Origin of the sequence: Cytobacillus solani, from assembly GCF_006704205.1 — a bacterium.
Lineage (GTDB): Bacteria > Bacillota > Bacilli > Bacillales > Cytobacillaceae > Cytobacillus > Cytobacillus solani.
Genome location: NZ_CP041305.1, coordinates 1,085,974 through 1,109,783 on the forward strand (window position 1 = coordinate 1,085,974; position 23,810 = coordinate 1,109,783).

The 23,810-nt window shown below is 37.1% G+C and carries 25 protein-coding genes; 14 read left to right on the forward strand and 11 right to left on the reverse strand.

Translation table 11 applies throughout. The features are described 5' to 3' along the window. The first annotated feature begins 4 nt into the window (after positions 1-4). Positions 5-1,213 (forward strand): MFS transporter, encoded by a 1,209-nt coding sequence (locus FI644_RS05520; RefSeq protein WP_053479110.1) that lies wholly within the window; start codon positions 5-7, stop codon positions 1,211-1,213. A gap of 44 nt (positions 1,214-1,257) precedes the next feature. Here the strand turns inward: FI644_RS05520 and FI644_RS05525 are convergent, their stop codons facing one another. Together FI644_RS05525 and FI644_RS05530 are read right to left on the reverse strand one after the other, a co-directional pair. Next, positions 1,258-1,887 carry a hypothetical protein gene (locus FI644_RS05525; protein ID WP_053479111.1) on the reverse strand — a complete coding sequence of 210 codons (630 nt, stop codon included), beginning with the start codon at positions 1,885-1,887 and terminating at the stop codon, positions 1,258-1,260. Beyond that, positions 1,868-2,413: a sigma-70 family RNA polymerase sigma factor gene (locus FI644_RS05530; RefSeq protein WP_053479112.1), complete on the reverse strand. Its 546-nt coding sequence runs from the start codon at positions 2,411-2,413 to the stop codon at positions 1,868-1,870. Before FI644_RS05530 ends, FI644_RS05525 begins: the two co-directional genes overlap by 20 nt. A gap of 133 nt (positions 2,414-2,546) precedes the next feature. Here FI644_RS05530 and FI644_RS05535 point away from each other — a divergent pair, with 133 nt between their 5' ends. Beyond that, a complete protein-coding gene (locus FI644_RS05535) occupies positions 2,547-3,131 on the forward strand; it encodes a hypothetical protein (RefSeq protein WP_056682519.1) in 585 nt (194 codons plus the stop codon). Positions 3,132-3,174: 43 nt separating this feature from the next. Here the strand turns inward: FI644_RS05535 and FI644_RS05540 are convergent, their stop codons facing one another. Beyond that, on the reverse strand, positions 3,175-4,086 hold the full coding sequence (locus FI644_RS05540) for an aminoglycoside phosphotransferase family protein (RefSeq protein ID WP_053479114.1): 912 nt from the start codon (positions 4,084-4,086) through the stop codon (positions 3,175-3,177). Positions 4,087-4,200: 114 nt separating this feature from the next. Between FI644_RS05540 and FI644_RS05545 the strand changes: the two genes are divergently transcribed. Continuing rightward, positions 4,201-4,743, forward strand: coding sequence for a GNAT family N-acetyltransferase (locus FI644_RS05545; protein ID WP_053479115.1), 543 nt, complete (start codon positions 4,201-4,203; stop codon positions 4,741-4,743). A gap of 631 nt (positions 4,744-5,374) precedes the next feature. Here FI644_RS05545 and FI644_RS05550 read toward each other — a convergent pair. Further along, a complete protein-coding gene (locus FI644_RS05550) occupies positions 5,375-6,142 on the reverse strand; it encodes a hypothetical protein (RefSeq protein WP_053479116.1) in 768 nt (255 codons plus the stop codon). A 141-nt stretch (positions 6,143-6,283) separates the two neighbouring features. Here FI644_RS05550 and FI644_RS05555 point away from each other — a divergent pair, with 141 nt between their 5' ends. Continuing rightward, positions 6,284-7,327: a lactonase family protein gene (locus FI644_RS05555; RefSeq protein ID WP_053479117.1), complete on the forward strand. Its 1,044-nt coding sequence runs from the start codon at positions 6,284-6,286 to the stop codon at positions 7,325-7,327. Between the two features lie 224 nt (positions 7,328-7,551). Here FI644_RS05555 and map read toward each other — a convergent pair whose 3' ends face one another. Beyond that, a complete protein-coding gene (map, locus tag FI644_RS05560) occupies positions 7,552-8,292 on the reverse strand; it encodes a type I methionyl aminopeptidase (RefSeq protein WP_056682518.1) in 741 nt (246 codons plus the stop codon). A 68-nt stretch (positions 8,293-8,360) separates the two neighbouring features. Further along, complete coding sequence (locus FI644_RS05565) at positions 8,361-9,365, reverse strand: zinc-binding dehydrogenase (protein ID WP_053479119.1); 1,005 nt, start codon at positions 9,363-9,365, stop codon at positions 8,361-8,363. 190 nt (positions 9,366-9,555) lie between these two features. Here FI644_RS05565 and FI644_RS05570 point away from each other — a divergent pair, with 190 nt between their 5' ends. After that, positions 9,556-10,728 carry an amino acid deaminase/aldolase gene (locus FI644_RS05570; RefSeq protein WP_053479120.1) on the forward strand — a complete coding sequence of 391 codons (1,173 nt, stop codon included), beginning with the start codon at positions 9,556-9,558 and terminating at the stop codon, positions 10,726-10,728. Then, positions 10,728-12,062 (forward strand): D-arabinono-1,4-lactone oxidase, encoded by a 1,335-nt coding sequence (locus tag FI644_RS05575; RefSeq protein WP_142108997.1) that lies wholly within the window; start codon positions 10,728-10,730, stop codon positions 12,060-12,062. The genes FI644_RS05570 and FI644_RS05575 overlap by 1 nt, the downstream gene beginning before the upstream one ends. A gap of 65 nt (positions 12,063-12,127) precedes the next feature. On the opposite strand, the gene FI644_RS05580 is transcribed toward FI644_RS05575, so the two are convergent. Further along, complete coding sequence (locus FI644_RS05580) at positions 12,128-12,328, reverse strand: cold-shock protein (RefSeq protein ID WP_053479122.1); 201 nt, start codon at positions 12,326-12,328, stop codon at positions 12,128-12,130. 348 nt (positions 12,329-12,676) lie between these two features. Here FI644_RS05580 and yunB point away from each other — a divergent pair, with 348 nt between their 5' ends. Next, positions 12,677-13,441, forward strand: coding sequence for a sporulation protein YunB (gene yunB, locus FI644_RS05585; RefSeq protein WP_053479123.1), 765 nt, complete (start codon positions 12,677-12,679; stop codon positions 13,439-13,441). 41 nt (positions 13,442-13,482) lie between these two features. Here yunB and FI644_RS05590 read toward each other — a convergent pair whose 3' ends face one another. Continuing rightward, entirely contained in the window at positions 13,483-15,324 is a 1,842-nt protein-coding gene (locus FI644_RS05590; RefSeq protein ID WP_056682513.1) for a M6 family metalloprotease domain-containing protein, read from the reverse strand. A 286-nt stretch (positions 15,325-15,610) separates the two neighbouring features. Between FI644_RS05590 and FI644_RS05595 the strand changes: the two genes are divergently transcribed. Together FI644_RS05595 and FI644_RS05600 are read left to right on the forward strand one after the other, a co-directional pair. Further along, positions 15,611-16,342 (forward strand): DUF3784 domain-containing protein, encoded by a 732-nt coding sequence (locus tag FI644_RS05595; RefSeq protein WP_053479125.1) that lies wholly within the window; start codon positions 15,611-15,613, stop codon positions 16,340-16,342. A gap of 101 nt (positions 16,343-16,443) precedes the next feature. Then, complete coding sequence (locus FI644_RS05600; RefSeq protein ID WP_053479126.1) at positions 16,444-16,905, forward strand: SRPBCC family protein; 462 nt, start codon at positions 16,444-16,446, stop codon at positions 16,903-16,905. Positions 16,906-16,963: 58 nt separating this feature from the next. Here the strand turns inward: FI644_RS05600 and FI644_RS05605 are convergent, their stop codons facing one another. Next, entirely contained in the window at positions 16,964-17,500 is a 537-nt protein-coding gene (locus tag FI644_RS05605; protein WP_053479127.1) for a ribonuclease H-like YkuK family protein, read from the reverse strand. 226 nt (positions 17,501-17,726) lie between these two features. Here FI644_RS05605 and FI644_RS05610 point away from each other — a divergent pair, with 226 nt between their 5' ends. From FI644_RS05610 to FI644_RS05630, 5 genes are all read left to right on the forward strand, one after another. Next, positions 17,727-18,461: a DsbA family oxidoreductase gene (locus FI644_RS05610; RefSeq protein ID WP_053479128.1), complete on the forward strand. Its 735-nt coding sequence runs from the start codon at positions 17,727-17,729 to the stop codon at positions 18,459-18,461. A gap of 298 nt (positions 18,462-18,759) precedes the next feature. Beyond that, positions 18,760-19,284, forward strand: coding sequence for a cupredoxin domain-containing protein (locus tag FI644_RS05615; protein WP_053479129.1), 525 nt, complete (start codon positions 18,760-18,762; stop codon positions 19,282-19,284). A gap of 20 nt (positions 19,285-19,304) precedes the next feature. Then, positions 19,305-20,786, forward strand: coding sequence for a cbb3-type cytochrome c oxidase subunit I (locus FI644_RS05620; RefSeq protein WP_053479130.1), 1,482 nt, complete (start codon positions 19,305-19,307; stop codon positions 20,784-20,786). Next, entirely contained in the window at positions 20,767-21,399 is a 633-nt protein-coding gene (locus FI644_RS05625; RefSeq protein ID WP_053479131.1) for an SCO family protein, read from the forward strand. The genes FI644_RS05620 and FI644_RS05625 overlap by 20 nt, the downstream gene beginning before the upstream one ends. Positions 21,400-21,402: 3 nt before the next feature. Continuing rightward, positions 21,403-21,960, forward strand: coding sequence for a hypothetical protein (locus FI644_RS05630; RefSeq protein WP_053479132.1), 558 nt, complete (start codon positions 21,403-21,405; stop codon positions 21,958-21,960). Between the two features lie 33 nt (positions 21,961-21,993). Here FI644_RS05630 and FI644_RS05635 read toward each other — a convergent pair whose 3' ends face one another. Further along, a complete protein-coding gene (locus FI644_RS05635; RefSeq protein ID WP_053479133.1) occupies positions 21,994-23,268 on the reverse strand; it encodes an MFS transporter in 1,275 nt (424 codons plus the stop codon). Further along, positions 23,269-23,742 (reverse strand): ArsR/SmtB family transcription factor, encoded by a 474-nt coding sequence (locus FI644_RS05640; protein WP_231690194.1) that lies wholly within the window; start codon positions 23,740-23,742, stop codon positions 23,269-23,271. Positions 23,743-23,810: the final 68 nt, after the last annotated feature.

Sequence of the window (23,810 nt, forward strand, 5' to 3'; positions counted from 1 at the left end):
ACAGATGAAAAAAGATTCAAGTCGTAACTTAGTCATCATGTGGTTCGCCAATTTCTTTATTGCCGGCAGCATGACGATGGTTTTGCCATTTATCTCGCTTTACATCGAAACGTTTGGAAATTTCTCAACATCGTATGTACAGCATTGGTCCGGCTGGACTTTTGCAATTACATTTGTAACTGCATTTATTTTTTCACCGATTTGGGGAAGGATTGGCGATTTATTCGGGCGAAAGAAAATTCTCATTGCCTCTGGAATTGGAATGGGAATATCCATTTTTTTGATGGGATATGTTACATCTGTTTGGCAGCTATTTACACTTAGGTTCATGATGGGGATTTTCACGGGCTTTGTCGGCATGTCTCAAGCCTTTATCTCTACACAAACACCAAAGGAGATTGCCGGAAAAGTAATGGGAACCCTGCAAACAGGGAGCATAACTGGCTCTTTGATGGGGCCATTACTTGGGGGAATTCTTGCTGACACTTTTGGCTATGCAGACACTTTTAAATGGACTTCTATTTCAATATTTGTATCTGCGTTCCTTGTCTTTTTTACAATTGAGAAAAAATTAGCGGTTAAGGAAGGCGCGAAAACGAGTTATACAAGTAAAGAAGTTATTCTTCATATTATCCGCAACCCTGTTCTCCTAACTGTCCTGCTTATTTCATCACTTATCCAAATGGCTCATTTTAGTATTCAGCCGATTTTATCCCTATACGTCAGTGAATTGCATGGACCTGAAAATCTTGCTTTCTTTGCAGGAATTGCTTTTTCTGCTGCAGGACTTGGTAATTTAATAATGGCTAGACAATGGGGGAAAATTGCGGATCAGTACGGCTATGTCAAGATCCTTGTCATTTTATTATTCATGGCTGGCATTTTCTACTTCCCAGGTGGATTTGTAACAAGCTTATGGCAGCTTGTGCTTGTCCGATTTGCCCTTGGTGTAACGATTGGCGGTATTATTCCAGTCCGTATCGCTTATATTCGGCAAGAAGCACCCATCGCTATGCAAGGAGAGGTTCTTGGCTACAACACAAGCTTGCGTTTCTTTGGTAATATTATTGGACCAGTAATGGGGGGACTCCTTTCTGGCTACTTTGGTTTTACAGCTGTATTTATTTCGACAAGCATTCTTCTGATTCTAAGCGGTGTGATTCTTTTAGCAGCCATGTACCGACATCCTAAATTGTTGAGAGGCTCGGCATAATATAAAAGCTGTCCGAGTAAGGGCAGCTTTTATATATTATGAGTTCAATTCCTTTTCTCTGTTTGTAAAAAAAAGGTTTCCTTTTTCCCATCCCATTCAACTGTCACTTCGACTTTTTCATCTTCTCTCATCATGGCTCCATTCCCTGCCCCAGAACTATTTCCAACTATTTTTTGACTCATCTCATCAATATTCCCACTGCCCCCACCCGCTGTTGTTTTATAGTTATAAGATAGAGTTTTTCCCTGTATTTCTATTAATTCGCCTTTATATTCCATTTGAAAAACTTCTTCTGATTCACTTTCATAACCAATTTTCCCATTCCCTCTTTCAAAGAAAACACCTTTACCTGAAAACTTAAACTTTGCTTTCCAGTGTTCACTCTCACCAGAATACACATAATCATGAATAACAGTATTATTCCCATCTGTTGCTTGATTTGAAGGATTAATTGTTTCTATCGAAAGAAGATAGGAGATTGCTCCAAATGCTATCAAGATACTAGCTACACTACTTAATATATATTTCAAGGAAGAAGAAAAAAATAAGCTTTGTCTTTTTTTAGGAAGATTATGAAGGGTTTCATTTATTCTTTGTTTGACAGAATGAGGCACTTCAAGCTCCATTTTTGAAATGGTATTTTTAATATGGTTGTCAATTTTTGAGTGGTCCATTTTTTGCACTCCTCTCTTCACTTTTTGGATTCAAATAAGTTGCCAACATGAATCGTGCACGATTCAATCTTGATTTAACTGTCCCTTCTCTGATATTGAGAATAGCTGCAATTTCTTTTATTGAACAATCTTCAAAATAAAATAATGCCACGACTGATTGATATTTTTCATTTAATTCAGTTATTGCATCCCTTAGCTCATTAAATGCATTTTCAGCATCCTGATGAATTGAAATATTTTCAATACTTTCTATCGGAAAACTCCTCTGCTTTTTCTTTAAGATATCATTACATTCATTGATAAGTATCCGGATAAGCCAAGTTTTAAAATAAGCTGGTTTTTTCAGCTTGCTTATTGATTTATAGCTTTTCAAAATCGTTTCTTGAATCGCATCTGCACAATCGGAATCTTCCTTTAAAAATCCTTTTGCCACACGATAAAGGGAAGATTCACAACAATTGATTATTCTTATAAAAGCTTCTTGATCTCCACTTTGAGCCAAAAGCACATCATTCTCAAAAAGCATCACTACTCCCCTCCCTGTGCGCATTAGACTTTATTTATTGAGAAAAAGTTCCATAGATGTGATAAATATTAAAACTTAATACGTATGTATACGTAAATTAGATAAGGGTTTTAAATAGAGGGGGAAATTTCAATTGAAGAAGAGGAAAGGAACAGGAAAGAAACAATTAAATTATAAGAATAGGAATCTGCCTGTCATTTCTTGTGCAGTATTACTTCTAATATTTTTGCTCCTATCATTCCTATTATGGGTTGTGGCAGAAATTATAAAAGAACAATTTATTTTAAATGAAATGCTGAATAATTATTGTGGATTAAGTTTTATGCTCTGTTTCATATTTGTTTTTTGCTTAATCTTAATTTCCACAAAGAATATCCTAGCAAAAATTGCATCCGTTTTCGTTATCATCATATTTATTAGTGTAGGAGCAGATTTTTATCATTCATCGCATCTCCTTTATAAAGATTGGATGGCTTATGAAAATAAACAATTTGAAACAAAGGTTGGTGTTCCGCTAAAGGTTGAATATGATAACCCTGATTCTGGGCCAGAATGGTTATTTGAATTAGTCTTTAAAGATAAGACCCTATTTGTCCATCACCTCCAAATTAGCAGGAATGACCATGATGCACATTTTAAAGACAAGCAACTGGAAATCCTATATTTACCCAATAGCTTATATGCTGTAGAAATAAAAGTACATAAATCGAATGAGTAAGTTTCCCGCTGCTAAAAAGAGCAGCGGAAAGCCAGTGACGATTTTACTTAAACCAAATAGGCTTTGTTAATTCAAAGTTTTTATGATCCTCTAGAATTTGATAAATCCGCTCAATCATTTCATTTAAATTCTCAGGAACGACTTTTATCGTCCAGACAATGGCAGAAAAGATACTCATCCCTAAGTAAATTGAATATAATGTCCAAAAATCCTCAGGGATTTCTTCATTAAAATAGCCATTTATCTGTCCGATTGAAAATGGGATACTAACTTCTCTACTAAACAAGCCAACTTTCAGAAAATCATGGTACGGGTCTCCCCAATCATAACGGTTGAAGTCGATGATTCCAGCATATTGCCTGTTTTCTACAATGATATTACCTACATGGAAATCATCATGCTGAATCCGACTGGGACGATTTATTAAGAGCCGCTCATTTTTATCAATAAAGTTGATAACTTCATAATCGCCTCGAATTTTCAATCCACATGACCAGTAGGCTTCAACATATTTCTGATGCTTTTTCATTATTCTGTCGTACCAATGGTCAATCGATGCTGGAGCACGAACAGCATGTATTTTTGCTAAGTCAATGCCAGCAAATAAACCTATTTTATATTGATCTTGAATACTGTAGAACGGCAGTAATTCACGTGCATCCTCCCCCTCAATATAAGAGAGCAGGTAATAACAAAGATTTAATTCTTCTACTTTGCCTACGGCAATCGGCTGCGGTGACTGGATACAATAATTTTGCAAATCGGTAATTAAATTAAATTCTGATTTTTTCCTTTCATACTGGTCAATCGCCGCTGTCCGGAGCAAATACTTTTTGCCATCCGCCATTTTAACAACATATTTATTATCATTCGAGAAACCTTTATTAATTTGTTCGATCATTGTCGAGGTTTGAAGTGATGGAATCCTATTCTTAAGCTGCTCTAATAAATTCATAAAATCCCTCCGAAATTCTCCTAGAAATAAACAATATTAATCAAAAGGAGATGAATACTAAGCTAGCGAATATAATAATCAAACTATGTAATCATTTAACTGAAAGGAGAAAATATGTTATTTACTAATAATCACTTACTCGTAAGGAACCTTGAATTAAAAGATAACCACCTATTAGCCAAATGGCTTTCTGATCCAGCTGTTCTGGAATATTATGAGGGCAGAGACAATCCGTTTGATCTGAAAAAGGTAAATCAAAAATTTTTCGATCGCAAAAACGAAGTAAACGGCTGCATCATTGAATATAACAAAATTGAAATTGGATACATCCAATATTATCAATTAGACCAGAACACAAGAAATGAATATGGTTATGAAGGAAACAGAGAAAATATTTATGGCATCGATCAATTTATTGGTGAACCTAACTATTGGAATAAAGGAATAGGGACACTGCTTGTACAATCGATGGTAAATTTTTTAATTGAACAAAAACAAGCTGATATGGTTGTAATGGACCCACAAATAAAGAATGTAAGAGCTATTCACTGCTATGAAAAGTGCGGATTTACCAAAATTAAAATGTTGCCTAAACATGAGCTGCACGAAGGAGAATATAGGGATTGCTGGCTGATGGAATATAAAAAAGGGCAGTAAATCTCATTTTGAAAGTAGTCAAATAGATTGTTTACTTACTCTTAAATGACCGTAAGACCAAAAATCCTAGTTTAATGGAATCTTTACTGGTCTTTGGTTACCGCGGAACGCTATTTCCCACGTTTACGGGCACCAATGCTTGCCTTTGGTTACCGTGGAACACTATTGTCCTCGTTTATGGGCACCAATGCTTGCTTTTGGTTACCGTGGAACGCTATTTTCCTCGTTTACGGGCATCATTGCTCCCCTTTGGTTACCGTGAAATGCTTTTTTCCTCGTTTACGGGCACCAATGCTTACCTTTGGTTACCGCGGATTGCTTTTTTCCTCGTTTACGGGCACCAATGCTTGCTTTTGGTTACCGTGGAACGCTATTTCCCCCGTTTACGGGCATCATTGCTCCTCTTTGGTTACCGTGGAACACTATTTTTCTCGTTTACGGGCACTTACCCTCCCCTTTGGTTACCCTGAAATGCTTTTTTCCCCATTTACTGGAACCAATGCTCCCCTTTGGTTACCGCGGATTGCTTTTTCCCTCTTTTACGGGCACCAATGCTTGCTTTTGGTTACCGCGAAATACCTTTTCCCTTTTACCCGCATCTAGCTGCTCAAAATGCAAATATCCAGATACCTCAACCTCTCCTATAACTCATTTGATAGAATTCCAGCGCCTCGAATAAGAATTTTCTATCATACCTTGTCTTTGAATGAATTCTTTCCACCCACTCTTCAATTGTGAGCAACTGTTCTTCTTTAAATAATCCTTCACTTGTACTTAAATAGCTTTCCCAATTACAGAATTCCCAGTGGGCTATTTCACTTTTGTAGGGTGTTCTTACTTCTAGCAGCGGCCTTGGTCGAATCTGGTTTTGGGAATATTCTGCCGCTTCCATAAACAATTTCAAATCAAGTGGCTCGGTATGATAGACTTGGCGAGATAATTTCCCACTGGGTCTGTAATAGATTACCTCAACACTACTACTAACAGGTTTAATTTGTACTTGAGCAGCTGGAAAAAATCCACTTAGTATTTCACCAGTAAAATCATGCTGCGCTGAATCTATTAATATTGGCTTTAGCCACTGATCTCCAAGATCACACAGAAATCTCCTTCCTCTTTCATCTAATGCTACTACTGCTGTATGAGCTTTTTCTGTATTTAAATAGTTGCCGATTGGATAGGCTTCAATTCCATCTTTTTCAAACTCATCAAGCAGCCAAATAGCAAGATCAAAACAATTACCCGAAATCCCATATTGTTCCCTATGTTCCTTCATTAAAGAAACTGAACGTTGTTTTCTCCTGCTTGATTTTTGATAAAACCAAGCTTTAGTTAAGGTCTCCATGGGAAAATCACAGAATTTCCCCCACGTCGTTAGAATTCCATTTGGTGGTAGCATCTCCTCATCCTCTCACAAATCTATGTTGGTACATTCTCTCCGCGTAGTAGAATTTCCTTTTTTATTACCTGCTATTTTTTAATCACAGTTTATCTATGATACATTTAAGAAATAATAGAAAATTTTTAAGGAGGATTCATTTTGGAAAACAACAAGCAAATAGGATATATCGGTACATATACGAAGAGCGAAAGTGAGGGTATTTATGCATTTTCATTAAATACGGAAACAGGGAAAATCACTGATATTAAGCTTGCTGCTAAATTAGATAATCCAACTTATTTGGCCATTAGCAGCGATAATCAATTTCTGTATTCTGTTATAAAAGAAGGAGAAACTGGCGGTGTTGCATCGTTTAAGGTCCTTGATAATAAACTAGAAATAATTAACAAACAAGTTACTGAAGGGGCACCTCCTTGTCATGTAAGCTTAGATCTCAAAACGTCTAATATCTTTAGTGCAAATTATCATAAAGGCACAGTCGAATCCTTTTTAATCGACGATAAAGATGGTTCAATATTGCCGGTAAGCTCAGTAATCAAACTCCAAAACCAAGGAGGAGATACATTCCCTCATACTCATTACGCGGCCCCGACTCCCGATGAGAAATATATTATCGCTGTTGACCTCGGAATAGATCAAATCATCATTTATGATCTAAATGAAGGAGTTTTAAAGGAGAAAAATAGTTTGTCAGTTAAACCTGGAAGCGGACCAAGACATCTTGTATTCCATCCGAACGGAAAATACGTCTATGTCATGACTGAATTCAGCTCAGAGGCAATCGCATTTACGTATGAACCCGATACTGCCAGCCTAACACACCTTCAAACCATTTCTACCATTCCCGAGGATTTTCGAGAAAACAATCAAGGTAGTGCTATTCATATCTCTTCAGATGGTCGATATGTGTACGCTGGAAATCGTGGGCATAATAGTATTGCAGTATTTAGTATAATGCAGGAATCAGGGAAGCTAAAGTTTATTGAACATACTTCAACTGAAGGAAATTGGCCAAGAGACTTTGCACTGGATCCGACCGAGAAATTTGTAGTTGCCTCTAATCAAAATTCCAATAATCTAGTTTTGTTTTCACGTGATCAAATGACAGGAAAGCTAACATTACTGCAGTCAGATATTTCTGTTCCTGAACCTGTCTGTGTAAAATTCTTGAAAACCAATTAGAAAAATAGCCCTCCATACCTAGCGGAGGGCTTTGATTAATTAAATAATTTGAAGGGTAATAAGAGGAAGTAATAGCCTAACTCATTCCCATTGTTTTTTTGAATTCCATTATCATCATTTCCTTTTATTCACCTTTTTAATTCACTCTGCTCCATTGCATAAAGAAAGAAAACTAACCGTCAGTTAAGTGCACTGCTGATGGTTAGTTTTTCTGCTAACAATTATTATCTAGTAAGAATAATCGGTTCACCTTTTGTAACAATTAATGTATGCTCACATTGTGCTACATAGCTTTTGTCTCTTGTTACAAATGTCCAGCCATCATCAAGTTCAATGACTTCTTCGGCTCCAGTTGAAACGAACGGTTCAAAAGCAAGCACCATTCCATCCTTTAATAATTGAGAATCCCATGGCTCAAAATAATTTAAAATATGGTCAGGCTTTTCATGCAAGGAATGCCCAATTCCGTGACCTGTTAAGTTTTTAATAACCGTATAGCCATGCTGATTCGCTGTTCTATTAACTACTTTACCAATCATGCTAAGCTTTGCGCCCGCTTTTATTTTTTTCAGTCCTTCTTCAAATGCCAACTGTGCTGTTTCACAAAGCTTCTCTAGCTTTTGATCGTCTCCAACGACGATAGACAAGCCCGTATCGGCAAAATATCCATTTTTTGATCCAGATACATCTATATTCACGAGATCGCCTTCCTGAATGACCCGCTTTCCTGGTATTCCGTGTGCAACCTCTTCATTCACACTTATACATGTGAATCCAGGGAAATCATATTCCCCCTTCGGACCTGATAAAGCGCCATGCTTTTCAAAAAGCTCCCCAGCATAATCATCTAATTCCTTCGTTGTTATGCCTGGCTTCGTCATTGCAATTAATTCATCCCTTATAAGCGCAACAATTTTGCCAATTTCTTTTAAGCCGTTTAAATCTTCTTCTGTTTTCACAATCATTTTGATTTCCTGCCTTTTACTTTATATATTGTCTCTTCTATTATATTCTAATTCTTATTAAAATGAACTTAAAGCATTTCGGAACGAATTATGAATCCTATTTTCCCCATTTGCTCTGCTTCCTCTAATCGTTGAAACGCCCTGTCAAATTCGCTTAAATCAAAAACTTCATCGATTACTGGTTTCAACTGATGCCTCTCCATAAACTGGAGCATTTCTTTATATTCTTCAGCACTTCCCATTGTGGATCCTAGGAGATTTTGCTGAGCATAGAAAAATGTGCGCAGGTTAAATGTTACTTCATCTCCAGCGGAAGCACCAAATATAACGATCGTTCCCCCACTGCGAAGTTGTTCTAATGACTTATTGAATGTGGCTGCTCCGACAGATTCAATGACCAGATCCATTTTCACACCTTTTAACGCCTTACTCCAATCCTCATTGCTGTCAATCGCTTGATGTGCACCAAGTTCTAGTGCACGATCACATTTTTTCTTTGAACGTGAGCTTACATATACTTCTGCCCCAGCAGCTTTTGCGAATTGCAATAGAAAAGTGGCGACCCCACTGCCAATCCCTGGAATAAACACCTTCATTCCAGAAGTTACTTTTCCTCGAGTAAATAAAGCACGATAGGCCGTGAGTCCTGCTAAAGAAAGGACACCTGCTTCTTCCCAGGATAAATATGTTGGCTTTGGAACTGTATTTTCTGCAGGTACGACAATCTTCTCTGCAAATGTCCCATGATCAGGAAGTCCAACGATCTCAAAGCCTGCTGGTGGTGCATCGCTTTTTTCTTGCCATCCGAGTCCAGGATTAATCATTACCTCATCCCCGACTTTAACTGTATGTACGCCTTCACCTACTGCATCAATCATTCCCGCTCCATCAGACCCAATAATAAGAGGCGGATCAGACGGCAAATGGCGATTCAGTACAAAAAGGTCGCGATGATTTAGACCTGCAGTTTTCAATCGAACGCTTACTTCTCCAGCTCCAGGCACCCTTTCAGCTATTTCCCCATAGGATAGCCCGCTAAAACCTGCTTTTCCTTCATGTATTAATGCTTTCATCCAATCACTCCTCATCATATATTTAATCTTTAGACATGTCCCAAATATATTTTACCATAGGAATAAACGAAATCCTTCTGTTCTAAATTCAATAAACTGAATTTTTAAAATAATTATCCCCACTTTTATTTACGTATCCTTTATAATAAAAATAAGCTACATAATTATGAATGATATGTGAGGGGTTGCCTTGCTTTCAAAACAGCTGCTTAATGAAATTTCTCTGCCGGCATTACTTTTAGACTTAGATGCATTTGATGAAAATTGCCAAGAAATTGCTAAAAAAGCGAATGGAAAAACCATTCGAATTGCCACCAAATCGATTCGCTCTGTTTCTCTTCTAAGAAGAATACTCCAATCAAACCGAATTTTCCAAGGCTTAATGTCCTTTACCCCACAAGAGTCAATATTTCTTTCTGAAAAAGGGTTTGATGATATTTTGCTCGGCTACCCTTGCTGGGACATGGATGCACTTATTAAAATTGCTAAAATCAATCAAACAGAAAAGAAAATTATTTTAATGGTAGATTCTTCTGAGCATATCGATCATTTACAAAGGATCGCTTTGGAGACAGACGGAAAATTCTACGTTTGTATTGATGTTGACATGAGTACTGCTTTTGCCAATCTGCATTTTGGCGTCAGACGATCCCCGCTAAATAATGAAGACGCAGTCTTACAGCTTGCAAAAAAAATTAAACAATCTACTAAGCTTGAGATTACAGGCATGATGGGATATGAAGCACAAATAGCCGGTGTGGGTGACCTCATGCCCTCACAATTCTTAAAGAACACATTCATTTCTTATTTGAAAAAGAAATCGATTCCTGAAATTGCTGTGCGTCGAACAAAGGTTATTCAGAAACTCATGGATGAAGACATCCCCTTATCACTTGTTAATGGCGGCGGAACAGGCAGTCTGCATACGACTTCATTGGAAGATTACGTAACAGAGGTAACAGTCGGGTCCGGCTTTTATTCCCCGCTTTTATTTGATTATTATCAAAGCTTTAGCTATAAGCCTTCCCTCTTCTTTGCCTTGCCTATTGTAAGAAAACCAGCCCCAAACATATATACATGTCTTGGCGGTGGCTATATAGCATCAGGAGCAGCTGGAAAAGACAAAATGCCAAAGCCTGTCTATCCCATGGGAGGAAAACTCTTGCCGTTAGAGGGAGCAGGCGAAGTGCAAACCCCAGTATATTATGAGAACTTATCCCTTGATATAGGGGATGCAATCGTCTTTCGGGCAGCAAAAGCCGGAGAGATTTGCGAGCGCTTTAAGGAAATTATTTGTATTTCCAATCAGCAGATTGTTTATCTCTTTAATACTTATCGCGGGGAAGGAGCATGCTTTCTATGATGAAAACAGAGCAAGGCCATACATTGAAAAACTGGGCACATACATTTGAGAGCCAGCCTGAAAAAATTTTTTACCCAACCTCTATAAATGAGGTTAGTGCCATTGTAAAAGAAGCTGTAATTGAGGGAAAAACCATTCGAGTTATCGGAGCTGGACATTCATTTACAAGACTTGTTGAATCAGATGAATGGCTCATTTCACTTGATTCTTTATCTGGGATTGAATCCATTGATAAAGACAAGGGCACTGTGACAGTCTTTGGCGGTACACGACTATATCAAGTAGGTGAAGAACTGGGAAGGAAAGGCTTTTCCCAAGAAAATCTGGGAGACATCAATGTACAAAGTATTGCTGGAGCGATTTCTACAGGAACACACGGTACAGGGCTTCAATTTGGCAATATTTCCACTCAAGTAACAAGAATATGGCTAGTTACAGCAACTGGAGAAGTCCTGCCTATATCCAAAACAGAAAATGCTCATTATTTTAATGCATGTCTTGTATCGTTAGGGACTTTAGGCATCATTGTAAAAGTTACCTTAAAAATAATCGAAAGCCCTATTTACGAATATATAAGTGATCAAGTAGAGTTTCCAATCCTCGAGAAGAATCTTACCCAATTAATCGAAACAAATCGTCACTTTGAGTTTTATCTATTCCCATATTCAGATTTAGTACAAATTAAGACGATGAATATTTCCAATCAAAAACCTAAAAGCTTACGTCTTCACCATTTTAAAAATCTTCTATTAGAAAACTATTTGTTCTTTATTCTCTCAGAAATTTGCCGATTATTTCCGAAAACCTGTCGTTTTATAAGCAGACTTTCTTCAAAAAGTGTTGGACGCACGTCAATTGCAGCACATAGTTATCAGCTATTTGCAACACCAAGAATCGTTAAATTTAGAGAAATTGAATATTGCATCCCCCTACAGCACCTCCTGCCAGCTATCCAAGAGATTCGGGAATGCATTGAGGTGCAAAAGCATAAAGTTCATTTTCCTATTGAATGCCGCATGGTCAAGGCTGATGATATATGGCTAAGTCCTTCCTACAAAAGAGAATCAGCCTATATTGCCTTTCACATGTATAAAGGTATGCCATATGAAGATTATTTTCATGATATGGAACAAATTATGAAAAAATACGATGGCAGACCCCATTGGGGAAAAATGCATAACCGCAGTAATAATGACCTGTACAATCTTTATCCTATGCTTACTGACTTTTTAACCATTAGAAATGAACTGGATCCATTTGGATTGTTTTTAAACGGCTATTTGAAGGATTTACTGACTGAAAAAGAATTAAATTATATGCAAGAAGTTCAATAGATAATATATAGATTAACAACCTAAAAACAGACTCCGAAAATTTTCAGAGTCTGTTTTTTTATTTCTTATTGTTTTACAACGTTAGCCGCTTGAGGTCCACGAGCGCCTTCTTCGATATCAAAAGAAACCTCTTGTCCTTCATCAAGTGATTTAAAGCCTTCGCCTTGAATCGCTGAAAAATGAACAAATACATCTTGTCCTTCTGAAGTTTCGATGAATCCAAATCCTTTTTCTGCATTAAACCATTTTACTTTACCTGTTGCCATTTCTGTTTCCTCCTTGTGTATACATACACATTTTGAAATTTACTATTCTTGCTCAAAGTCATATTCAGGCGAAAAGTATCAACTTATTCTTTCCTTTCAAACCGAACAAAAATAATTCTCTAGATAATACCAAATACAGGAAGGAAATGCAAATCGCTAGTTTTCCTTTCAATAAAACCATTCCGCAAAAAGAGACAAAAAGCTTATGTTTATTTTTACGTTTTGGACATATATTTGTACAAATGACCCAATGAACATAAATGAATTCATTTTCAGAGCTACTAACAGCCAATGGATAAACGTAAAAAGAAATGAGTGAGAACTTCACTTGAAATGGGAGGTTATCCTTTGCTTAGAAAAGTAAAAGTACGAAGGAGACGAAGTTTTAAAGGCCCTTTGCCATTTAAATATGTATTATTTATTTCTTTTATCATTTTTCTCTTATTAACGTTTGGAAGTTTAATCATTATTAACAAGAATATAGAACCGACCTTAATTGGCATTGCCGAATCAAGGGCTCGTCAATTTGCAGCCCAAGCGATCAATGATGCCATTGACAAGGATATTTCTGAAAGCATCGATATCAATGAATTAATTGTTAAGCATGAAAACGCAGGGGAACCAAGCTATAGCTTCAACCCACAAATCTATAATAAAGCCATATCCGAGTCCCAGAAAAGGGTTCAAAAGTATTTAAACTTAGTAGAGGCAGGAGATATGGAACAATTAGAAAACTTTAAAAACGATATTGAAATTGATGTAGACAAGACAAAAAATGAAACAGGCATCATTTATTACGTCCCACTTGGCATGGCCACAAAAATGACCTTACTTTCAAACTTAGGTCCTAAGATTCCAGTACGATTAGAAATTATCGGAGATGTAACATCTGACGTAGAAGCAAAAATGGCTGAGTCAGGTATCAATAATACATTTCTAGAAGTCTATATCAATGTAAAGGTTCATATGAATGTCATTATTCCACTTATCGAAAGTCCGATTGAAGTTTCTAATCAGGTGCGCATTGGTGATTTGTTTCATCCTGGCAAAGTGCCTCAATATTATAATGGCTCTGGCCAGGGAATTCCTGCGGTCATTCCGCCTCCACAATAAAGCCTGATCCCTTTTTTGAGATCAGGCTTTTGCTTTGAAGATTATTTGTTCCCTTTTCCTTGATTAGATTGATAATAAAATTTTGCTGTAATCGATCCATCTTTATTTTCAACGATGTCAGTTACATGGATACCAGAATCAGCAGGTGTTGAGTTTTGACCTTTCCAGAAGTAATACGAACCTGTATGAACTTTTCCAGAAACAGGTGTCAGCTTACTGCCTGTTTTGAAGAAGTCTCCTGCATCTCCGCGATTCACATTTTTCTCAAGGTCATATTTCCCATCCGCCTGAAGAATAGATAATCCATAGTGAGTCACAACCGTTCCGTCTGCAGCTGTTTCTGATTGATTGTATTGGAAGCGCTTGTTTTGCCAATTCTCCACATTGTTCGGACGGAATCCAGCTGTTTGATAGAGGTTAATAATATTTTCATCCACATGCCAGGCGACTAATCCATGTGCATCCTCCCCTTGACGAACTAACCCTTTATTAAACCCATCCTGTTGAATATTCTCAAATAAGAAATATTCTGTTCCGTTTGATCCCGGCACTTCCATTTTAACAATGCCATTTTGGCTATTTGCTTGATTAATAGGAGGAAGCGTAATTGTCTTTACTCCATCTTCCTCTGTAACTTCCATTGGTTCAGCCCAGCCTAAGAATACCTTTGAGAATGGATCAAAATGTGTTGGCGAATTTCCAGAATAAGCCGCATGATCCGGATATCGCATCCATGAACCGCCTGCCATCATTGAATAGTTCCCAACACCTTCAGAAGTGTAGACTGTATCATAAAAGTCAGGCAGCCCTAGAGCATGTCCAAATTCATGGGCGTAGACACCTGTTTGTGCAGGGAATGGTCCCGTTTTTAACGATTCATTATAGGAATTTGTTGCTGCATCATAACCAGCAACATTGCCTCCAATTCCAGGCTGGATATTGTAGTTATTCACAAGTACACCATCATAAGTCATCTCTTCAGCAATGGTTTTGTTAATCCACTCTTCCTCACTCAAACCAGAATATTCTGGAGCCGTTATGCCAGTTTCATAGTATTTTCCATAATATAAAGCACTTAATATATTCCACTTATGCGACCAAAATTGTGCTGGATCACGGCTGAATTCCGCTCCTGTTCCTTCATGTACAACGAACACATTTGGAACTTCCCCATTCTCTGCATACTTGGAAAAATCTACTTGATCATCAGCAGCTTTAAGCAAATCTCGAATAAATTCACCTGTATGTGCATCACCATTCACGTTGCCATTTACGTACTTGCCATTTTCAGCATATTTCCCCTCTTGATCCAAATAGTACGAAGCACCATGAGGCAATTCTACCCAAACAAATTCAGTATTTTCCTTACGTACGAGATTCACTTTCCCATTGCTTGATTCCTTGTAAGCATTCTGCATTGTACGATCTGTTGGAGCCTTGACCCCGTTATACTCCGCATACTGCTTAAATTCATCTAACTCGTACGGATTATATTCCGTACCAAAGATTAAATCTTCATAATAATGGGCAGGGACTTGTCCTTTCATATCCCCTATTGGCTCATCCCCATCCTTATACTTAGCTAAAATAACGAGGACAGGAACGTCCCCCAGTGCTTTTTTATAGGCAACATGATTATCCCCGGCCTGTTGAAACTTTTTCCCATGGTTTGCCACTTTTTCGGCTGGGTCTACTTTTGAAAGGTCAATGCCTAACCGTTTTGCCTGCTCAGCAAGCTCTGGTGATACCCCTACATGGTGGGCTAAATTAATATCATATGTACTTTTGTCTTTACTAGCAGAATCTGCGGTTTGAATGCCTGCAAAAATCGTACTGCCTGTTAACGCTAATGCTAATGCTGAACTAGATAGGACCTTTAACACATGCAACACCCCTTTAAAATAATTATTATTACAACCTAAATATTAATTAATTTTCAGTATTTTCTGAATAGGGAGGAAGCACTTATTTTTATTCATCAATCAAGCATGTCCAATGGCATATTTTTCTGGGTTTTTATAGAATTTATCCACTTCAAATGGATTCCTTTGAAATGTTTCTTAGCTCTTTCTTTACTTCTATTTCCCCCATCCACTCTCTACTATCAAGATGATCGCTTATCAATTATAATTAAATGTATAAACTATACATCAAAGGGAGTATTTATATATGATGGGACTTATTAGTGTACAAATCATTATTTCCGTTCTTTTCATCCTTTTGGGATGGGCGATTCGTTATAAGAAAGCGTATTGGCTTATTTCGGGTTTTGCCTCTAGGGCTGAACATGAAAAGGAGCAGCTAATTGCAAAGGGTTCACCGCAAAGAACAGGTATGCTGCTGTTATCAGCCGGTATCGGGATGCTAGTCTTGCTTCCACTTCTCTTTACATCTTTTACATATGCGGTTGAAGTTCAATTTGGTTTTATGCTCCTTTACTTACTGGGAGGACTGGTGTATTTATCAAAATATGAAATTCCAAGTAAACGGAAACGCAGTTATACAATAAGTACAATTCTATTTATTGTCGTTATTGGGTCATTAACAGCCCTAACTATTTCGAGCTATCAAGGTTATGAATTAATCATAAAGAAAGACCACTTCGAAATTACAGGTATGTATGGGGATGAATGGAATCTCAAAGAGATTAAACGAATTGAATTAATGGAAGAAATGCCTGAAGTTTTAGCAAGAACGAATGGTGTTGGGCTGCCTACTCTGTCAAAGGGACATTTTAAAGTAAAGGATTACGGAAAAAGTTTACTTTTTATTCAGAAAGGCTCATCGCCATATATCTATATTGAATTAACTAACAGAAAAATTTTTATTAATGATAAGGATCCAGAACAAACGAATAGATGGTATGAGGAATTACGAACAAAATGGAAAGTTATTAATTAATAAAGATTGCTCATACTTTGAAAATGGAATACTCCCGCTGAATTTAGAATAGATTTTCATGGAAAGCATCTTAAGAAAATGATTAAAAGGAGCGGGAATGAATGACATGTTTTAGACAACAAGTGGAAGTAAATGTACCGATACGTTTTGTTTGGGAATTCGTAAGTAACATAAATCATTGGGCACCACTTGTCCCAGGTTATATTGATCACAATATTATCAATAAAAAAGAGTCTACATGGTGCTTTAAAAGTGATATCGGAATTATGAAGAAAAAAATTGAATTAAAGGTTGATATTACTAGTTGGCAGGAGCCTTCTAAGGTGACCTTTAACTTGACTGGATTAAATGAAAAGTTTTCAGGGCATGGTTTTTTTACCGTTGAAGCCATTAATCAGCAGAAAAGTCTTATGACTGGTCACCTTGAAATGAAAGCCGAAGGAATAATGGCAAAAATGGCGAATGCTATTATACAGTCATCACTTCCCGAAACGACAGCTGAATTAACTGAGGCTGTCGCAGCCAAAATTCAAGATAATTATCTAATTCATACAACAAAATAACAACAAAGCCTGCCAGCACAATGAAAAAATTCATTGTGCTTTTTGTTTCTCACCAACTTTATTTTGTATATCGGTTTGCGTAACTGGATGCAACAAATGCATCTGGTTTTATTTTCGGCTCTACACCGATTGATTCCATTCTTGTCACCATCTCATTGACAAACTCCCTTGTCTTATTTCTTTTTCCCGCACCGATGTCTAGATGTCCCTCCATCGAAAAGGTTGCACCTTGATAAATATAAGGGAGCACAATATTAATCATCTCGTTTTTCCGCTCTGTCGTAAACAATGATACGATCTCTTCTGTGAGAGATGTCTCATAAGAAATGCGTTCATGTAAATGAAGCATTTTTCGTGGAACAATGTTTTTTCGTATACAAGCCCATGCCCCCTTCCCTTCATTTTGAATGACAATTCCTGTAATAAAAACGGTTCGGTTACAATGAACTTGAGAATCTGTCCCAACCATTAACCGGAAATTTCCCCGGGGATTTCTGTTCATAAACTTAAGGATCCGATTAAAGACATGCTCAAATGTCAAATGGCTCTCTTGTAGATTTTGAAACAAATACGTATGATTTTGATCAGTTTTCACCTGATATCACCACATTATGATTTGATTGGTAACAATAGCAGCATATGAACCCATTTATCTTCTTTAAAATCACCTTGGTACAATTAGTATATTGAGCCCAACCTTGCATGTTGTTTATTTTTTTCAATTCTTCGGAAAATGTATTTTTCACTGTAAGCATTTTTTAATGGATTCACCTTCGGTTATGCTACTATTAAGGGAATCTAATTAAGAAAGTAGGGGTCATATGAAAATAGAGGTATGGTCAGATTATGTTTGTCCGTTTTGTTATATTGGGAAGCGCAGATTAGAAAATGCACTAGCTCAATTTCCATATAAAGATCAAGTTGAGGTTGAATTCAAAAGCTTTGAGCTTGATCCAAATTCTCCTAAGTACAGTGGAAAAAATATTCACGAAGCACTTGCATCGAAGTATGGGATGAGTGTAGAACAAGCAAAGAAGACGAACGAAGGAATCGGACAGCATGCAGCTAGTGTTGGCTTAACGTTTAACTTTGATGACATGAAGCCAACAAATACCTTTGATGCACACCGCTTAGCGAAGTATGCAAAAGCAAAGGGAAAAGAGGCTGTTCTTACAGAGAAGCTTCTTCACGCTTATTTCACACAATCAAAGGAAATTAGTGAACATAATACATTGGCAGATATCGCAGAAGATGCTGGATTAGACCGTCAAGAAGCTTTAAATACGCTTCAAGATAAAAATGCTTTTGCTAATGATGTTCGCATTGATGAAGCTATTGCCCAGCAATATGGCATAAGTGGCGTTCCATATTTTATCATTAATCAGAAATATGCCATATCAGGAGCACAGACTCCAGAAACCTTCGCTAATGCACTGCAGAAAGTCTGGGAAGAAGAATCAGCGGCAGCACCTAAATTCCAAGATTTATCAGGAGCAGATGCAGAGGATGCAAGCTGTGTAGACGGGAACTGTGCGATACCGAGTAAAGATAAATAATGTAAAAATAAAAATGCAGATCACCTAAGTGATCTGCATTTTTATTCAGGTAAATTTTACAGAAAATTCGGAATTAAATATACATCAAATGGGTTTCTTTATTAAAAATAGGATCAAATACTTACTTTCACTGTTTTTAAGGTTAAAACGATACAAAATAAAATAAATTAAATATGGATTTTCTGTGACAAGGGTCACGCTTAATTGTGTCTAAATTTTGTATTCTAATATCGCCATAAATGGGGATATGGTGCAATTTATCTATAAAAAAGTGGAGTATTTGGGGGAGGTATTAGAAATGGTTCAAACAGTAGCATGGATTGTCAGTTTAATTTTTATGCTTTTAATCACAGCAGTTTTTGGATTTGTCGCCTTCAAATCAAAAGAAAAACGTGATTATGAGCCTATCAAAAAGAAGTGGTATAAGGCACGAACTTTTTATGGGGCAACATTAGTTGTAGTCATGCTTATTATTACAATTTATACCCTTCGCGAATTGCCGTATAACCAGCCTGTTTATGGGGCAGGAAATGATCCAACAATCGTGGATGTCGAAGCTATTCAATTCGGCTGGAAAATGAGTGAAACGGAATTTAAAGTGGGAGAACCGATAGAATTTCATGTCACAAGCACAGATGTCACTCACGGGTTTGGTATTTATGATTCAGAGTTGAATTTAATTGCTCAAACACAAGCAATGCCAGATTACACAAATAAAGTTTACATCACTTTTGATAAGCCAGGTACGTATGACGTTCTATGTTTAGAATATTGCGGATTAGCTCATCATTTAATGATCGGCAAAATCGTAATAACTGAATAAAAAGGTGGAGGTGTTGAAAAATGGTTACGACTATCAATAAAGGAGAATTTAAATCCAGAAATAATCTGATAGCGACTTATTTAATCATTGGTGGATTAGTGATTGCTGCTATGATGGTTTTTGGTATTTTAATGCTTTTGGCTCAAGGCGGCGTGCTGGATCTTCCCCCTGCAGCATTCTATCAATTCTTAACAATTCATGGAACCGGAATGATTGGGGGAGCAGCATTAGCCGCTTCAGCAGTTATGTGGTATTTCCTATCAAACTATGTTGAGTTGTCTAAAAAAGTATTCAAGTTAAATCTTATATTGTCTTTAATTGGCGTGGTTATGGTTATTATTGGTGTATTTTCTTTTAAATATGCAAGTGCATGGACATTCCTGTATCCGCTTCCAGCATTATCTGGAGGAGCTTGGGGTGTTACCGGCGCCCTATTATATCTTGTAGGTATGCTTATTCTTGGTGTTGGTTTCTTGCTTCTTTACATTGATACAGGCAGAGCCATTATTAAAAAACATGGAAGTTTAGGAAAAGGATTAGGATGGGATGTTATCTCTGGAAAAAGAGCAGAAAAAGATGCACCATCACCAACAGTTGTTGCAAGTACGATGGTAACGATTGTTAACGTATCAGCATTAACAGCTGGAGCAACAGTTTTGATAATGAATATTATTAATGTCGTTAATCCCGCTTTTACATTCGATCCACTATTAGCAAAAAACTTAACTTATGCTTTCGGCCATATTTTTGCTAACTCCATTATTTATATGGGCGTTATTGCAGTTTATGAAATTTTGCCGCGCTATACAAACCGTCCATGGAAATCTAATCGACCATTTCTAATTGCTTGGACGATGTCAACGGCATTTACATTAGTCATCTATACTCACCATATGCTAATGGATTCAGTCATGCCAAAATGGATGCTCATCATGGGACAAGTATTATCTTATGCAAACGGCTTGCCAGTTCTCGTTATTACTGCTTATGGCGCATTAATGATTGTTTATAAATCAGGAGTTAAATGGGATATGGCATCAGGTTTAATCTTCTTATCCATGTTTGGATGGGTTGTAGGTGTCGTTCCTGCAATAGTCGATGCAACGATTGTTGTCAATCATGTGATGCATAATACGAAGTGGGTACCTGGACATTTCCATATGTATATGGGGCTTGGTGCTGTCGTTATGATCTTTGGATTTATCTACTATTTGTCTAAAGTTGACAGCAGCTTACAAACGAATGGATTAGATAAGGTTGGTTTTATCAGCTATACACTTGGCATCATTAGTGTAAGTGTTGGCTTCTTGATTTCTGGAGCACTTAGCACGCCTAGAAGATGGGCAACACATTTTCCAGAGTGGATGGCACCTGCAGTATTTGGTGCAATTGGCGGTGTACTCGCCGTAGTGGGACTTACAATCTTTATTATCCATTTTATTCGCTATGTAAAAGTTAGAGGTACTGCAGGAAGCGATTTAAATGAGCAAAAATTGGCGTAATACAACAGCGATTTTTTTGACTGTTCTATTAGGTTGTGTATTGTTTTATGCTGGTACAGATGGGTTTCGGGCATTTACAGCAGAAAGTGCCCGGACCTACAAACTCCTTAAGGACAAACCAAAATTTCCTGACGTTACTTTGGAAGACAGCAAAGGACGCGTGTACTCTTTTTCAGAATTTGAAGGAAAGTACATTATGCTTACCTTTATTTATACGTCATGCTCAGATGTATGTCCAAAGCTAGAAATGAATTTAGCAGAGGTTTACAGCAAAGTACCGAAAGCATGGATTGGGGAAGATATATTATTTTTAAGCATCAGCTTTGACCCCGCTCGGGATGACGTTGATACATTAGAAAAATACAGAAAAGCTTTTGAAAGCGACGGGGAAACTTGGCGTATGGCAAGAATAGCTGACCAAGCCGAACTAGATCATTTACTGGAAGAATTCGGAGTCATTGTCATTCCAGATGGAGAGGGCGGCTTTACACATAATTCAGCCTTTTATTTAGTTGATAGAAAAGGCTATTTAGCTGAAGTAATGGATTTTACAAAAATTGATGAAGCAGCAAATACCGTTGTAACGACACTTAAGAATGATACGGGGGAGTAGCAGATGAAACAAACAGGGTTAGGTATTATCTTGTACGGGATATTAGTCATTCCTCCTGTTAAAGCTTATATAGAGTCCATCATGCTGCTCCATATGCTCGTCCAGCTGCCTCTTCTTATTCTGGCAGGCTGGTTCATTGGTGACATGCTAATAAAAAAATTCCATCCTTTTTTCACAGCTTGGAATACAGACGGAGTCCCTGGCATGATTCTTGTTGTTTTTATTACAATGTACTGGATGCTGCCGCGTGCTTTAGATGAAGCTGTCTCCATTTATTATATCGAACTCTTTAAGTTTATTAGTCTTCCATTCGTTGGATTATTTTTAAGAGACAGCTGGAAAAAGATGCAAACACTAGGAAAAAGCTTTATCTTTTTAAATTACTTATCTATGTTTGCTTTAATGGCATGGCTGTACATCGACTCACCGATTCAAATATGCAATAACTATTTAGAAACTCAACAAAAGGTATTAGGCTGGGGGTTCCTTGTTATTACCATTTGGATGATCTTATACTTGCTGCAAGCAGTTTTTACTGATCACTCAGAAAAAGCAGAGTAAAAATCGACAGGTGTGGAAACCTGCCGATTTTTTTCATATTTCTGCGGTGATTGTTTTTGGTTTATCTGCCTCTCTTAACGACTCAACCAAAATTCTCCTTTTAATATGATAAAGGATTAATATAATAATGCTCATTCCACAAATAGCCAACAATATCCAGACTGGCATTTTTTCCAGGAGGAAACCAAATATTATATAACCTAGCGGTGCCATTGCACTAGCTCCTGTTTCCAGCAAAGACATCACTCGCCCTCGATACTCATCTGGCGTGCTTTTTTGCAGAAGAACCATAATTGGCATATTTACAATCATTATGAATGATGAGAGCAGAAGAACCATTAGAATAAAATACGGAAAGAAAACGGCATTCGAAATGCCCAACATCCCTGGAAAATTCGGAAGCCCTAGTAAAATGAGAACTGTAGACATGGCTATTAAGCCGCCAAAAATGGTTACGTCTTTTCTTTTTATTTCTGGTCTTGTTGATAAAATAATAGCCATGAGCATCATACCGACGGAAAAGGTCCCTTCAATAACACCTAACTGTACTGGTTCCATTTTCCTGATAGTTAGGACTAGATATGGCATGGCTACAGGAAATACTGCGAACCAAAAATTTAGAAAGACACTTAAGAAAATTAAATTCTTAATAAAAACCTGATTTTTAACGAAAGCAAAACCAGATTTTAAATCTGTAAATATAGTGCTGTTTATTTCTTTTTCCTTTTTTTCAGCAAATAAATCATACTGGATAAAAATACTGGCAATTCCTGAAATTGTAAATGCGATGATGTTGATAATCATGAAGGTTGTTATTTGAAAGAGGCCAAAGAACATGCCGCCAAGAACAGGACCTAATATCGTTGAAAGTGAAGCAGCTGCCTGGTTCAATGACATAGCTTTTTGCAGAAAATCTGGGCCGATCATGTTGTAGATGGATGATGTGACCGCTGAAGAATAAAAAGTGTTGAGGATGCTTAAAACAGCTGTTGCAACATACAGAAGCCAAATTTCCGGATAAACATAAGTAAATAAAAGTAAAACGATCATTAGCCAGACTGCACAAGCAAAGTCTGATGTAATAATCATTTTCTTTCTGTTCCAACGATCGCTGAGCGTACCCGCAATCGGCGAAAGCAAGATTCTAGGCAAAACACTCAAAATTAATGTTACAGCAAAATTAAGGCTTGAGCCTGTTTCCGCCAAAATATATAGCCCTATCGCAAAGCCATAAATAGACGAACCTAGCACTGCAGTCATTTTTCCAAGCAGAAACAAAATCATATTCCTTTTTACTGCAATCGGCATTTATTCTTCCTCCTCTTCAAGAAACTTATCTAACTGCAGAGAAACTTGATAAGACGTACGAGTGACATCTTCTTTAACTGTTCTTTTCACATATTTCAATAAAAGATTATCAAAATCTGATTCAAATTCCTTCAACTCTTCATTTGTTAGTGACAGACTACTCCTCCTTGATCGTTTCTTTTCTAGATTTGGTGTATTTTTATCTCTTAATCTAAATTTTGTCGCTTTAGAACGATAATACTTTTCAATAATCCCTTTGTTTTCCTTCATCTCCTCAATTTCCAATATCCCGCCATTAAATAGCTGCTGGATATGATAATGAATACTGCCCGCCGTCTTCCCCATTTCATCAGCTACCTGTTTTGCTGTCATTGCCTGGCTATCCAGTAAATAAATAATTTTCACCCGTATCGGGCTTGAAATAAGCTTTTGCTGCTCCAGATTGATATCCATCGGTTTTTGGTTAAAATCCATAATAATCACCTTTCTAATTTCGCTTTTCATTTTAAAATTATTATATGTTCTAATTTTTTAGAACGCAA